This window comes from Ruegeria sp. YTSB088, from assembly GCF_059609825.1.
Window position 1 is genome coordinate 21,416 of sequence record NZ_JBXWMM010000010.1, and the last position, 13,107, is coordinate 34,522.

The window sequence follows — 13,107 nt, forward strand, 5'->3', positions numbered from 1 at the left end:
TCCCCGCCTAGGGAGGCCTATATGGATTTTTCGGGAAAAACCGTCATCGTCATCGGCGGAACCAGCGGTATCAACCGCGGCATTGCCGAGGCTTTCGCGGCCGCAGGTGCCAAACTGGCCGTTGCCAGTCGGTCGCAGGAAAAGGTCGATGACACCGTTGCCGCGCTGAAAGCCGCTGGTGCACAGGATGCGATCGGGGCGGCGTTCGATGTGCGTGACCCTGATGCGGTGGCGGCGGGTCTCAAGCAGTTCCACGACGCATTTGGTGATTTCGATGTGCTGATCTCGGGTGCGGCGGGCAATTTTCCGGCATTGGCTGCTGAAATGTCAGTCAACGCGTTCAAGACAGTGATCGATATCGACCTGATGGGCACGATCCACGTGATGAAGGGGGCATATCCATACCTTAAGCGCCCGGGTGCAAGCATCATCAACATCTCGGCCCCGCAATCCTATCTACCCTATGAGGGTCAGGCACATGTCTGCGCCGCCAAGGCAGGTGTCGACCAGATTACACGCACACTCTCGATGGAATGGGGTGTGGAGGGCATTCGCGTGAACTCGGTCGTGCCGGGCTTCATCGAAGGCACGGAAGGCGCCAAGCGCCTTGCCCCGACTCCCGATGCTGGTGAGGCCTTGCGCCGCGACGTGCCGCTGGGCCGTTGGGGCCGGCCGCAGGACGTGGCCAACGCTTGCCTGTTCCTCAGCTCGGACATGGCGAGTTACATCAGTGGTACGGTTCTGGCTGTTGACGGAGCGCTGTATCAGCGTGGCTCAGGCAAGTTCGGCCAGATGATGGGGCAGATGCTGCGGAGCATGAAAAAGGGGTAAGCCGCAGCTTACCCCCACAGGTTCAGTTCGTTGTTTCCATGCCAACCGGTTTGCCAACGACAACAAAATGCAAACCATCCGGGTCGAGCAGTTCGGCGGCGACCCGGTTTACATCTTCCAATGTCACCGCGTTCACCTTGTCATTCCGGGTGGCGATATAGTCGATCGGCAGACCTTCCATCTGCATCCCAACCATGATCCCGGCAATCTGTCCGTTGCCGTCAAACCGCAGCGGATAGGCGCCGGTCAGATAGGTCTTGGCGTCATCAAGTTCCTCTTGCGTCACACCCTCAGTGGCCGCGCGCGCCCATTCATCGCGAATTACGTCGATGGCTTCGGCGATACGGTCATTGGCAGAGGACACGGATCCAAGGTAGACCGAGGCCAGATCCTTGGGCACCAGATAAGTCCCGACCCCATAGGTAAGACCGCGCTTTTCTCGCACCTCCTGCATCAGTCGGCTTTCAAACCCGCCACCGCCAAGAATGTGGTTTAGAACGAAAGCTGCAAAGAAATCCGGATCGTCCCGATCAATCCCTGCTTGACCAAACAAGGCCACGGACTGAGGCGTGTCGAATTCGACAACACTGACGCCGCCGGAAATGTTGACATCAGCCTTGCCGGGGATGGGCTTTCCGGTGTCCGACAAGTCGCCGAGCAGGGTATCAAGCAGGAAACCCAGTTCCTCTGCCGTGATATCGCCGACGGCCGCCACGTACAGGCGATCCTTGGCAAAGACGCCTTCATAAGCCGCGACCACGTCGTCACGCGTCAGGGCCGAGACGCTTTCAATGGTGCCTTTCCCTTCAGATCCGTAGGGATGATCTCCATAGGCCATCTGCGCAAAACTGTGCCCCGCGATTTCGTTCGGGTCAGTCTGGTCCGAGCGCAGACCCGACAGAATCTGCGCGCGCACCCGGTCAACCGCATCCTGATCAAAACGCGGCTCGTGGATCGTTGTGCGCAGCAAATCAACCACTTCATCCCGGTTTTCGGACAGAAAACGCGCGGAAATCGAAACTGAATCGTCGCCGGCATTGTATCGGAATGAGGCGGCCAGAGCCTCCAGCTCACGGGCATAGGTCCGCGCATCCATGTCGCTCGCACCTTCTTCGATCAGCCCGCTCATAAGGTAGACCGCGCCGCGTTTGTCAGGGTCGTCCAACGATGTGCCACCACGGAATCGCAGTTCCAGCGCGGCAAATGGGATGGAATGATCCTCGACCAGCCAGGCTTTGATGCCACCGGGCGAGGTCACTTCTTCTATCTCGATCTCGGCCAAAGCCGGCAGGGCGACTAAACAGGCAATCAGCGTTGCAATAAACCGTTTCATTGCGTCACCTCGTCATCGCGCATCAGCCAGCCGGTGACCGACGCCTCTGGTTGCAGAACTTCGCGGGCTGCGGCGATGATCTCATCTCCGGTCACGGCCTGAAGGATCTCGGGCCAGGCCTGCACATCTTCGACCGTCAGACCGCTGGTCAGGGCCCGGCCATAGCGGTTGCCGATGCCGTCCACATTGTCGCGCGCATAGGTCTGGGCCGCGCGCAACTGCATCTTGATGCGGCCAAGATCGTCTTCGTTCACACCTTCGGCAATGAAATCTGCCACGGCCTGATCCATTTCGTCTTCGGCTTCTTGCAGGGAAACACCTTCGGCCGGAACGACAATAAGATCAAATGTCGTGTCATCCAGCGAAACACCACGATAGAACGCCCCGGCATAGACGACCTTCTGTTGATCAAACTGCAACTTTTCGTTCAGATAAGAGGTGGTGCTTCCACCCAGCAATTCGGCCAGCAAGAACAGAGCCGCTGCTTTCTCCTGTTCGCCCGGATCGCGTTCCGGTGCCAGATAGCTGCGCTGAACGTAAGGCTGGGCCACGCGCGGGTCCTTGAAGGTCAGACGGCGCTCGGCCGTTTGCGGCGGTTCCTGTGACCGCACCCGCTCGGGCAGGTCCGGGTTGGCGGGAATCACACCGTAATACTGATCGGCAAGCGCGCGGACTTCGTCGGGATCAACATCGCCCGTGACCACCAGAATGGCGTTATTGGGTGCATAATGGGTCTGGTAGAACGATAGCGCGTCCTCCATGTCCAGATCCTCCATCTCGTGCATCCAGCCGATGATCGGCACGCCGTAGCGGTGGTTAAGATACTGAGCCGCACTCATCTGCTCGCCGAACAGGGCGCGCGGATTGTTTTCGGTGCGCTGGTTGCGTTCCTCAAGAATCACGTCCCGTTCGGTCAGAATATCCTCTTCATTCAGCCGAAGGTTTCGCATCCGATCGGATTCCATCCGCATCATCAGCTCAAGCCTGTCGGCAGCGACACGCTGAAAATATGCGGTGTAGTCATACGAGGTAAAGGCGTTGTCGTTGCCGCCATTGGCCGCCACGGTGGCCGAAAACTCACCCGGGGCCAGCGTGTCGGTGCCTTTGAACAGAAGGTGTTCCAGAAAATGCGCCACACCTGACGATCCGATCGGCTCATCTGCGGATCCGGCACGGTACCAGACCATGTGTTGTACGACTGGTGCGCGGCGGTCTTCGACCACAACGACATCCATTCCGTTGTCCAATGTGAATGTGGTGACCGCTTCTTTCCCGTCCTCGGCAAAAACCGGGGTGGCAGCGATCAGGGCAGCCGACAAGGCCAGGGCCCGAACCATAGGGCATCCTCCGTTTCGTTTCTGGTATTCAAACTACGGTGACGCGGCCCGGGTTCAAGCCCGATGACGGAAAGTTAAGAATTATTCACCCGGCGGCGAAGATGGGGTTTCGATCCCAGCCCGACGGGCAGCTTCTGTTTCCGCGAACGGATCGATCGATTGTTTTTCGTAAACCTGACTATAGCGGTCGACCGGGAACAGGCGCAGACCGGTCCAGCGCCCCCGGCGTTTGCGGAACGCGGCGTCATCAGCCTCGACCACCTGCCGCGCATCGGGGGAAACACCATAGCGGCTGGACGCCGTGACAAGCGCTGCATCCGAGGATGGCACAGCCGTATTCGGGTTTAGTGCAGCGGCATTGCCGCCCAGTGCAGCCACAGCATCGGCATTGGGGTTCGGATCAGTCAGGTTTGCGCCACCCGGAGTAGGCGCAGGCAAGAAGGCATAATCCTGAGGCTGAGTCAGTGGTTTTACAGGCAACACCGAAAACTCATCCGGACCCGGACCCGGAGGCGCCAGATCCCGAAGACCAGGATTCGAACACGCCGCAACCGCAGCAGCAACAGTCAAAACAAATAGGGCGCGCGGCATCCGCATTGGTGTCTCCAGCCTGTTTCAGGGGCTTTTATCGCATATCATTCCGCGCGTCACGAGGCCTTTTTGCCGTCAAACAGCACCAGCCCGATGGCACCCGCAAATATGAACACATCTGCTAGGTTGAACACAAACGGGTTGTTGATGCCGCAACAAGACATGTTCAGGAAATCCAGTACATATCCGTAAAGGACCCGGTCCACCACATTCGCAAGCGCACCGCCGACCAACAAACCACCACAAAACAGCATCAGTCTTGAGGGGGCTGCACGGCTGAGCCAGACAAGCACGCCAACACAGATCGCCACGGAAACTCCGATCAAAATCCAGCGCGCGGCCTCCGAGTTCCCTTGCAACAGGCCGAAATTGATGCCCCGGTTCTCGCCGTATTTGAACACCAGCAGCGGTGGCAAAACATCAATACCACCGGGCTGTTCGGCCACGCGCATGGCATGAACGACCAGGTATTTGCTGATCTGGTCGATCGCAAAGGCGGCCAAGGCCGCCCAGAGAAGCAGGCGTGACCGCATCAGTGACGGAAATGGCGCATGCCGGTAAAGACCATGGCCAGGCCGGCCTCATCCGCGGCGGCGATGACTTCATCGTCACGCATGGACCCACCGGGCTGGATCACACAGGTTGCGCCTGCCTCGGCCGCTTCCATCAGGCCGTCAGGGAAGGGAAAAAATGCGTCCGACGCAACGGCCGAGCCGATGGTCAGCGGTTGCGCCAAGCCCAGCACGTCGGCCATACGTTCGGCTTTCTTGGCGGCGATCAGGGCCGAGTCCACACGGCTCATCTGGCCCGCGCCGACGCCCACGGTGGCGCCGTCTTTGACATAGACGATAGCGTTGGACTTGACGTGTTTTGCCACTTTCCAGGCAAACAAAAGGTCACGCATCTGTTCGTCGGTCGGGGCCTTCTTGGTTACAACTTTCAGATCATCCATGCCGACAAAGCCGTTGTCCTTGTCCTGCACCAGCAACCCACCGGCCACCTGACGCACGGTTTTCCCACCGGCGGTCACATCCGGCAGAGCTTCGGTCGTCAAGAGGCGCAGGTTTTTCTTGGCGGCAAAGATGGCCTTGGCCTCATCCGATGCGCCCGGAGCGATCACGACCTCGGTGAAAATCCCGGTGATCTCCTGCGCGGTCTCGGCGTCCAACGGTTGATTCAACGCCACGATCCCGCCGAAGGCAGAGGTGCGATCGCAGTCGAAGGCGGCCTTGTAGGCCTCAAGCAGGGTCGCCCCCTTGGCCACGCCACATGGGTTGGCGTGCTTGATGATGGCGCAGGCGGCACCCTGCTCGGGGTCAAACTCGGCAACCAGTTCAAAGGCCGCGTCGGTGTCGTTGATATTGTTGTAGCTGAGTTCCTTGCCCTGATGCTGAACAGCGGTGGCCACACCGGGCCGATTGGTGCCGTCGGTGTAGAACGCGGCTTGCTGATGGCTGTTCTCGCCATAGCGCAAGGTCTGTTTCAATTCACCGGCAAACGCGCGACGCCTGGGGGCCTCAAGCTCCAGCGCGTCGGCCAGCCAGTTGGACACTGCGGTGTCATAGGCGGCGGTGCGGGCATAGGCCTTCTGCGCCAGCTTGCGGCGGAATTTCGGACATGTCGCGCCGTCGTGCTGATCCATATCGTCCAGCAGTTTGTCGTAATCCTCAACGTCCACGACCACGTTCACAAACGCATGGTTCTTGGCCGCTGCGCGAATCATCGCCGGGCCACCGATGTCGATATTCTCGACGCACTCATCGTAACCTGCGCCTTTGGCCGCAGTTGCTTCAAACGGATACAGGTTCACAACCAACAGATCGATTGCACCGATGCCGTGTTCCTTCATGGCTGCAACATGGGTGTCATTGTCACGCAGGGCCAGCAGTCCGCCATGCACCATCGGGTGCAGGGTCTTGACCCGACCATCCATCATCTCGGGGAAGCCAGTGATCTCGCTGACATCCTTCACCGCGAGCCCTGCATCACGCAGCGCCTTGGCCGTGCCACCGGTCGACAGCAGCTCGACCCCGCGCTCGGCCAGCGCCTTGCCCAGCTCGATCAGCCCGGTTTTGTCGGATACGGAAAGCAACGCGCGGCGCACGGGGTGAAGATCGTTCATGGGTCCAAAGGTCCTTTTGGCGTCAGTCGAATTCTGGCTCGTCCCGGTGCGTATCGCGCACGGCATAGGCTGTGTCTTGTGCCTTGCTCAGAGTCCACCGGATGCGCGTCGCATACTCCATTGCGCGGCCAGATAGAACGATCTGTTTTGTCGCGCGTGGCTTTAAACGCCCTTTTTCAAGATAAACGCTTGGCTCTACGGACAATTTTCCAACGCCATCATGGCGGAAAACCCAGATCTCACCGCTTTTGAGCGCCATCGACACCGCCGCCCCGCCCAAATCCAGCGCCGCATCAACATCAGGATGCAGATGAAACCGGATGTCGTAACCGATGCCATTGAGCCCCGAAGCATCCATCGCCTTGTCAAACTGTCGCTTCGCCTTGTCGGTCGCGGTCAGCAGAATATCCTCAACGGTCAGTTCCCGACCGTCAAATCGCAATTCGAATGTGCGCGCGTGGGTCAGGCCAAACACCTTGGCATATCCATCATGCCCGGCCATAAAGCGGATGCCCTCGAACGCGTCCTCGAAATCAACGGGCACCTCCTGTGGCGCGTCGACCAGCGCCTGAGCTTCACGCCCCGGCACCGGGTTGGCCAGCCGGGCGCTTGAGAACCCATCCAGGCAAAGCGTCGAATGCGACGGTGTCGCCCGTCCGGCGCGGCGCCATTCCAACCCGAAACTGGCCCCCGACCCGCAGTTCACGATCAACGGACGCCGCCCCGAGGTCAGCTCAAACGCCAATGTAGAAGCATGCGCATTGTAGGAGGCCGCCCCCGACGGCGGCACGCTGGCATCCACGATCACCGTGGTGCGTGCGGCTGCCAGCCGGGCATAGCCCATCGGCAACGCAGTGGCTGCCTTGTGTTTGACACCGCTTTGCGCAAGCGCCTGTTCCAGACGCCCCTCGACACCGCGCCCGCCACCATGGAACCGCGCCAACGCCCCATCCGCATGGCGCAGGCTGCGCAGGGTCGGCGCGATTCGTTTGATCGCATTGGCCTGAGCGGCAGGCGTCCCGCGCCCAAGATCGTTCAGCGCCGCCGAAGTCCAGCTGAGCAATGTGAAGACCTCGAGCAGTTCTTCCGGATTGCGTGTTGGAATGCCGCCCTGCGCGTCGACCTGACGGTCACATTCTCCGGCCAGGGCGCGCAGGGCCGGGTCGGCCATGTGCTCCAGCCCCTCCAACGCCAGCCCGACCTGTACCAGTCCAGCCAGCGCCTCAAACCGAGGCAGACCCGGGGTCGCGGCCTGCCACCGTTTGGACAGAAACCATGTCTGTTGGGCCAGCGAGCGGAAAAACAGCTTGCTTTGCCTTTCATCCGCCCCTCGCAGCAGAAAAATCGCCTGGTTGATCCAGCGCGTGACCCGTCGTCCGGTCAGATCAGGCACCCAGCCAGGGCCTTGCCCGCGCCCATGCGCCTCGATCCATCCCCAGACCCAGCGCTGCGCCTTTTCCCGCGCACGCATGTCTCCGACCGCAGCCAGATCATCCAGCCAGGCAAAACCATGACGTTCTTCGTCAAAGCCGGCGCTGGGGGCGGTGACGTCCCAAAGCCCGGTATCTTCGGCCTCGACCAGATACCCGGCGAACAACAGGTTTCCGGCAACCAGTTGCCGCCCACGTGCAAACGAACCCACCGAGCGCGGATCCGGTTGTGCAACAAACCCTGTGACCGCCTTCTGCCGCTGGCTCAGGCGCGCATAGAAGCGGTTCTGAAACCGCATCCACCGGCTGGTCATGGTGTCCGATTTCGACATGACGCGTGTTACTCTGCCCCTTACGCTCTGCTGGCGCTTGAGACCCAACGATAGACCGCGCTGATCGTCAAGTCATCGAAAAGCGTGCGCTCAGGCGGATTTGGTCAGGCACGCGATATAGAACCCATCCATACCGCCCCGGTCCAGCCAATAATCGGGACGCAATCGCAAGCCGCCTTCTTCAGTGAGCCAATCTGTTTCAACACCGGGTACGTTCAGCGCGTCGCGATCCGCTCTCATGTCAGGATACATGTCCAACGCCTCTTCCACCTGAACTTCACCTTCATCCGGCAGTAGGGAGCAGGTGCAATAGACCAGACGGCCACCGGGTTTCAGCAAACTCCACGCCTGGGCCAACATGCGCGACTGGAGCTCGATCAGACCGCCGAAGTCCGAACCGTCCTTGGCAAACGGCAAGTCAGGATGCCTGCGGATCGTACCTGTGGCCGAGCACGGCGCGTCCAGCAAGATCGCGTCGTACTGGCCCTCGTGTTCCAACGCATCGCCAACAACGACCTTCGCCTTCAGGCCGGTCCTTGCAAGGTTTTCGCGCACCCGTTCCATCCGCGAGGCCGACAAATCCAGTGCCGTGACATCGGCCCCTGCGGCCGCAAGTTGCATCGTTTTCCCACCTGGGGCCGCGCAGAGATCCAGCACTTTTTCGCCCGCCTTCGGGTCCAGAATGCGAACCGGCAAAGCCGCAGCGGCGTCCTGCACCCACCAGTCACCTGCTTCGTACCCCGGCAGGGTCGAGACCTGACCCGCGTCGTGTATACGCAGCGACCCGGTCGGAAGGATCTCGCCTGAAGGGCCTTCCGCCCCTGGTTTCAAGGTAAGGTCCAGTGGTGCGCCCGCGAAATGTGCCTGCTCCATTCCGGTAACAGCATCCGTGCCCCACGCTGCGATCAGAGGCTCACGCAACCAATCCGGCAAACGCGGAACGCGCATCTTTGGCCACGCCTCGGGGCCTTCTGCCGCAACCTTGCGCAGAACGGCATTCACCAACCCCTTGAGGCGACTATGCTTGCGCGAACGGCTGACGATCTCGACCATGGAATTGACAACGCCATGCGCGGCTTCGCCATTGCAAAGCTCGACCGCCCCCAGTCTCAGTGCGTTGTGGACCGTCAGGGCAGGCGTGCGGTTCAGGTGATTGTCCAACAGGCGGTCGGCACGTTCCAGCCCACGCAGCGTTTCCAAAGCCAGGCGCTGAGCGCGCGCGCGGTCCTCGGGTTCCAACCGATCCACTGCGCCCGCCGCCAGACACTCGGCCAGCAGGCGACCTTCGCCCAGAACCTGATCCAGAAGATAGATTGCGCTGCGCCGTGCTGCTGTTGCGCTGTTAAACATGGTACCGCCTTCATGTGACCTGCGCCCGCATTGCCAATGGCGGACGCGGGCGTATATCAAGGCTGTGCACGGAAAGGAACCCGATGTCATGAGTGACGACCGCAAAGACTTGCCCCCCGCCGCCCAGCGCGCCCTGGCCGAAGCGGAAGAACGCCGCCTCAAAGCCACAGCCCAAGCCCAGGAATTGCCGAAAGAGCTGGGTGGTCGAGACGGACCGGACCCGGCCCGTTACGGTGATTGGGAAAAGAAGGGCATCGCCATCGACTTCTGAACGGTCAACCACGCAGCGCCTTCAGGAAATCTTCGATCAGGGCACGTTGTTTCTTGGACTTCGCCCGGCCTTCAGGCCACGTCAGCCAGTACCCGTCTTTGGTGTGCAATTCGGGTAGATCCAGTCGGCGCAACCGCCCCTCCTGCAGATCGGCAGAGGCTAACGGAACCGATCCCAGAACCACTCCCATGCCGCGCCGCGCTGCCGAAATCGCATGTTCCATCGAATCGAAGCTGATTTTTGAAGGCGGCAGGTCTTGCTGGCCGTTCTTCTGGCTCCACTCTCTCCAACCGGGGCGTTCTCCGCGCAGATCAATCAGTGGGGCGCCCCAGTCAACACCCGGTGCCGCAAGGGGAGCAAGGACCTCATGCGCGATCAAGGCTGAATCGCGCCCGGCCCACAAGCCCCGACCATATCGGATTTGCAGCCAGGTTCGTTCTTCGTCCAAAGACGACCGGCGTGCGACCGAGTCGGTCATTACCCGAACCTTGGGCTGCACCTCCTGGAACTTGGTCAGCGCCGGAAGAACCAATGCGTGGATGCTCGAAGACAACCCGGCCACGCGCAGCTCGCGCGGGGATTTGCCAAACAGGTCCTCGGTATTGCGCTCCAGCGCACGAAGGCTGTCCTGCACCAAGGGCAGATAACTTTCACCTTCGACCGTCAGTGACACGCCCCGCGCCTCGCGCACAAACAAGGATCGGCCCAGCCAGGCTTCCAGATTACCGATCCGCTGGCTGACAGCGGCCTGCGTTAGCCCGAATTCCTTGGCCGCTGCCGAGAACCCACCAAGACGCCCGGCGGCCTCGAACACGCGCAACCAGTCCAGTGGCGGTAGTCCGATCTTTTTCTTAGCCATTAGATTTTCCAAGCCTCAGGCGAAATAAGGATTAATTGTCGTAATGCCACGAACGGCGTATCTGCTCAACCAAAGTTCGCGCCGAACAGGAGGCCCCAATGCTGCGCACCGCCACTCATGACACCTCGGTCGTCACCGTCGTGTTCGACACGGGAACGCAAGCCCGCTTTCACGCCATCTGGTTGCGCGACAACGCGCTGGATCCGGAAACCCGCGCCCCGGGCAACGGCCAGCGACTGATCACCGTCGGCGATATCCCTGCTGACATCTCGGTCAGTTCCGCCGAAGTTGTCGCGGGCGACCTTCAGGTCACGTTCCAGTCCGAGGACAAAACCGTTACCTTCCCGGCCGAATGGCTGGCAGAACACAACTATGATTGCGAACGTGATGATACGCTGGGCCGCACTCGCCCCGGCATCATCACCTGGGAAGGCGGGATCGCCGCACCCTCTGGCGATTGGAACGAGGTTCATTCCCGCCCTGCGGCCAAACGCAACTGGCTGGCGTCTGTGGCGAGTTACGGCTTTGCCAAGCTGACGAGCGGGCCAACCGAACCAGAGTCGCTTCTAAAAGTGGCCGACCTGTTCGGCTACGTCCGCGAAACCAACTATGGCCCTTATTTCGAGGTTCGGACGGAAGTGAACCCGACCAACCTCGCCTATACCGGGCTTGGCTTGCAGGCCCACACCGACAACCCCTATCGAGACCCTGTACCGACGCTACAAATCCTTTACTGTCTGGAAAACAGCGCCGAAGGGGGCGACTCGATCGTTGTCGACGGCTTCCGCGCTGCCGAAAAGCTGCGTGCGCAGAACCCCGAGGGCTTTGCCCTGCTGGCAGGCTACCCCGCCCGCTTCGAATACAAGGGGTCAGACGGTGTCTGCCTGCGATCTCGCCGTCCGATGATCGAATTGTCGCCGGATGGAGAACTGGTCGGCATCCGATTCAACAACCGCTCATCCGCGCCCTTCGTGGACGTCCCGTTCGACAGGATGGAGGCTTATTACGCCGCTTATCGTCAACTGGGCGAGATCATCGACGATCCGGCCATGGGCGTGTCGTTCAAACTGGAGCCGGGCGAAAGCTTCATCGTCGACAACACCCGTGTTCTGCACGCACGACTGGGCTATTCCGGTGCAGGTTCGCGTTGGTTGCAAGGGTGCTATGCCGACAAGGACGGGTTGCTGTCGACTTTGGCGGCGATAGAGATGACGCAGCCGGAGGCAGCGGAATGAAACCCGATTTCTCGACCCTGAGCCGAAACAATATCGTCGCCTTCATCGGGGATATTTTCCACCGCCGCGGCGGTGAGGAATATCTTGGTGAACCCGTCACCATGGCCCAGCACATGCTGCAAGGCGCCACCATCGCCGAACAGAACGGTCAGCCTGAGGAAATCATCGTCGGCGCTCTGTTGCATGATATCGGCCATTTCACATCCGAGTTCGGGACCTACCACCCCGATGATACCGAAGACCGCCACCATGAGGATGCAGGTGCGGAAGTTCTGGAACAGTTCTTCCCCTCGGTCATCACCGATTGCTGTCGATATCACGTGGCCGCCAAACGGTATCTCTGCGCCACCAAGCCCGAATATTTCAACCGCCTCTCCGCCGCCTCGGTCCATACCTTGGAGCTGCAAGGCGGCCCGATGAGCGCTGAGGAAGTCGCCGCGTTCGAATCCAATCCAAACCTGAAAGAGATCGTTCAGGTCCGGTATCTGGATGAGGCCGGCAAACGCACGGATATGGAGACACCGGACTTCGCCCATTTCGCACCGATGGTTCAGCGCATGGTCGACAGGCATCTGGGTGCATCATGACTGCACCCGAGTACATCTTCGAGGCCAGTTCGAAACCCTCGCTGCCGTGGCACGAGGTTCCCCTGATCCGTGCGACGGACACATCGGTCAAGGGTTACGGCTGTTTGGTCGACGACCCCGAAACCTTTGAAATCGAGATCGTACGCTGGCCGCAGCAGGGCTGGCGGCCGGTTGACGAAGGCACGGGTGACGAAGGCGGCTGGGTTGAAGGCACGTTCAAATGCGACTGGCAGGGTGACGTGCTTTACGGTGAGAACGAGGCGGTCAAAGGCCATTACGTGCTAGGTTGGTCAGCCGACCCCCAGCAGGCGCAAACCGACCGGCAAACGGCCCCGCGGGATCAGGTGTTGCTGTGGCATATGAACTACCACCCGGACGGGGGGCAGATGTTCTGGCCGCTCGACAACAAACCCTTCATCATCCCAGCTGCCCTGCCTGGCGACAACCTGACGCCCGAAAAAGTGGTGGCGTTCTGGTGTGATGGCTCGCGTGGCCTCTATATTCATCCCGGCATCTGGCATGAGGGCATTTTCCCGGTTGAGGACGACCAGCGTTTCCTTGACCGTCAGGGCGCAGTTCACGCGCGTGTCAGCGCCGATATCGGGCAGGAGTTCGGCGTCTACCTCGCCTGCCCCCTGCGCGCCGACAAGATCCGCGATCTTTGACCAAGCGCACCGCCTTAGGGTAACGCATTTCAAGTTCCCACGATCTTTGCCGCAAACCGCTGCGTCACTTTGTACGTGCGCAAGAGAGACTCAGATGGGATTGCACCGGCGAAAACCGGCGCAATTCACAGTGAGAGCGGTTCTGCCGTGCGTGGTTTCACTCA

At 60.5% G+C, this 13,107-nt stretch carries 13 protein-coding genes; 5 read left to right on the forward strand and 8 right to left on the reverse strand.

Annotated features, from left to right (window positions below; all coding sequences use genetic code 11):
• Positions 1–21 precede the first annotated feature (21 nt).
• A complete protein-coding gene (locus AC2FFA_RS16055; protein WP_496852381.1) occupies positions 22–831 on the forward strand; it encodes an SDR family oxidoreductase in 810 nt (269 codons plus the stop codon).
• Positions 832–853: 22 nt separating this feature from the next.
• On the opposite strand, the gene AC2FFA_RS16060 is transcribed toward AC2FFA_RS16055, so the two are convergent.
• The 7 genes from AC2FFA_RS16060 to AC2FFA_RS16090 form a co-directional block, all read right to left on the reverse strand.
• Entirely contained in the window at positions 854–2,164 is a 1,311-nt protein-coding gene (locus tag AC2FFA_RS16060) for a M16 family metallopeptidase (protein ID WP_496852382.1), read from the reverse strand.
• Positions 2,161–3,501, reverse strand: a complete 1,341-nt coding sequence (locus AC2FFA_RS16065; RefSeq protein WP_496674671.1) for a M16 family metallopeptidase — start codon at positions 3,499–3,501, stop codon at positions 2,161–2,163. The genes AC2FFA_RS16060 and AC2FFA_RS16065 overlap by 4 nt, the downstream gene beginning before the upstream one ends.
• Before the next feature lie 81 nt (positions 3,502–3,582).
• Positions 3,583–4,098: a DUF3035 domain-containing protein gene (locus AC2FFA_RS16070; RefSeq protein ID WP_117871842.1), complete on the reverse strand. Its 516-nt coding sequence runs from the start codon at positions 4,096–4,098 to the stop codon at positions 3,583–3,585.
• Between the two features lie 50 nt (positions 4,099–4,148).
• Complete coding sequence (gene lspA, locus AC2FFA_RS16075; protein WP_496852383.1) at positions 4,149–4,625, reverse strand: signal peptidase II; 477 nt, start codon at positions 4,623–4,625, stop codon at positions 4,149–4,151.
• Positions 4,625–6,214 carry a bifunctional phosphoribosylaminoimidazolecarboxamide formyltransferase/IMP cyclohydrolase gene (gene purH / locus AC2FFA_RS16080; RefSeq protein ID WP_496852384.1) on the reverse strand — a complete coding sequence of 530 codons (1,590 nt, stop codon included), beginning with the start codon at positions 6,212–6,214 and terminating at the stop codon, positions 4,625–4,627. The genes lspA and purH overlap by 1 nt, the downstream gene beginning before the upstream one ends.
• A 22-nt stretch (positions 6,215–6,236) precedes the next feature.
• Positions 6,237–7,976: a heparinase II/III family protein gene (locus tag AC2FFA_RS16085; RefSeq protein WP_496852385.1), complete on the reverse strand. Its 1,740-nt coding sequence runs from the start codon at positions 7,974–7,976 to the stop codon at positions 6,237–6,239.
• Between the two features lie 90 nt (positions 7,977–8,066).
• On the reverse strand, positions 8,067–9,326 hold the full coding sequence (locus AC2FFA_RS16090; RefSeq protein WP_496852386.1) for an RsmB/NOP family class I SAM-dependent RNA methyltransferase: 1,260 nt from the start codon (positions 9,324–9,326) through the stop codon (positions 8,067–8,069).
• 88 nt (positions 9,327–9,414) lie between these two features.
• On the opposite strand from AC2FFA_RS16090, the gene AC2FFA_RS16095 reads away from it, so the two are divergent.
• Positions 9,415–9,597, forward strand: coding sequence for a DUF1674 domain-containing protein (locus AC2FFA_RS16095; RefSeq protein WP_496852387.1), 183 nt, complete (start codon positions 9,415–9,417; stop codon positions 9,595–9,597).
• Between the two features lie 4 nt (positions 9,598–9,601).
• Here AC2FFA_RS16095 and AC2FFA_RS16100 read toward each other — a convergent pair whose 3' ends face one another.
• Entirely contained in the window at positions 9,602–10,456 is an 855-nt protein-coding gene (locus tag AC2FFA_RS16100; protein ID WP_496718927.1) for a LysR family transcriptional regulator, read from the reverse strand.
• Between the two features lie 98 nt (positions 10,457–10,554).
• Here AC2FFA_RS16100 and tmpA point away from each other — a divergent pair, with 98 nt between their 5' ends.
• Genes tmpA through AC2FFA_RS16115 form a run of 3 tightly spaced genes read left to right on the forward strand, consistent with a single transcriptional unit; the run spans position 10,555 to position 12,943 of the window.
• A complete protein-coding gene (gene tmpA / locus AC2FFA_RS16105; protein ID WP_496852388.1) occupies positions 10,555–11,691 on the forward strand; it encodes a 2-trimethylaminoethylphosphonate dioxygenase in 1,137 nt (378 codons plus the stop codon).
• Entirely contained in the window at positions 11,688–12,278 is a 591-nt protein-coding gene (gene tmpB, locus AC2FFA_RS16110) for a (R)-1-hydroxy-2-trimethylaminoethylphosphonate oxygenase (RefSeq protein WP_496852389.1), read from the forward strand. Before tmpA ends, tmpB begins: the two co-directional genes overlap by 4 nt.
• Positions 12,275–12,943: an ureidoglycolate lyase gene (locus AC2FFA_RS16115; RefSeq protein WP_496852390.1), complete on the forward strand. Its 669-nt coding sequence runs from the start codon at positions 12,275–12,277 to the stop codon at positions 12,941–12,943. The genes tmpB and AC2FFA_RS16115 overlap by 4 nt, the downstream gene beginning before the upstream one ends.
• Positions 12,944–13,107: the final 164 nt, after the last annotated feature.

Excerpts from the sequence above, each read along its gene's own strand:
- AC2FFA_RS16055 (WP_496852381.1), top strand. The coding sequence starts at position 22 with ATGGATTTTTCGGGAAAAACCGTCATCGTCATCGGCGGAACCAGCGGT.
- AC2FFA_RS16085 (WP_496852385.1), bottom strand. The coding sequence starts at position 7,976 with ATGTCGAAATCGGACACCATGACCAGCCGGTGGATGCGGTTTCAGAAC.
- AC2FFA_RS16065 (WP_496674671.1), bottom strand. The coding sequence starts at position 3,501 with ATGGTTCGGGCCCTGGCCTTGTCGGCTGCCCTGATCGCTGCCACCCCG.
- AC2FFA_RS16070 (WP_117871842.1), bottom strand. The coding sequence starts at position 4,098 with ATGCGGATGCCGCGCGCCCTATTTGTTTTGACTGTTGCTGCTGCGGTT.
- AC2FFA_RS16115 (WP_496852390.1), top strand. The coding sequence starts at position 12,275 with ATGACTGCACCCGAGTACATCTTCGAGGCCAGTTCGAAACCCTCGCTG.
- AC2FFA_RS16060 (WP_496852382.1), bottom strand. The coding sequence starts at position 2,164 with ATGAAACGGTTTATTGCAACGCTGATTGCCTGTTTAGTCGCCCTGCCG.
- AC2FFA_RS16100 (WP_496718927.1), bottom strand. The coding sequence starts at position 10,456 with ATGGCTAAGAAAAAGATCGGACTACCGCCACTGGACTGGTTGCGCGTG.
- lspA (WP_496852383.1), bottom strand. The coding sequence starts at position 4,625 with ATGCGGTCACGCCTGCTTCTCTGGGCGGCCTTGGCCGCCTTTGCGATC.
- AC2FFA_RS16095 (WP_496852387.1), top strand. The coding sequence starts at position 9,415 with ATGAGTGACGACCGCAAAGACTTGCCCCCCGCCGCCCAGCGCGCCCTG.
- purH (WP_496852384.1), bottom strand. The coding sequence starts at position 6,214 with ATGAACGATCTTCACCCCGTGCGCCGCGCGTTGCTTTCCGTATCCGAC.
- AC2FFA_RS16090 (WP_496852386.1), bottom strand. The coding sequence starts at position 9,326 with ATGTTTAACAGCGCAACAGCAGCACGGCGCAGCGCAATCTATCTTCTG.
- tmpB (WP_496852389.1), top strand. The coding sequence starts at position 11,688 with ATGAAACCCGATTTCTCGACCCTGAGCCGAAACAATATCGTCGCCTTC.
- tmpA (WP_496852388.1), top strand. The coding sequence starts at position 10,555 with ATGCTGCGCACCGCCACTCATGACACCTCGGTCGTCACCGTCGTGTTC.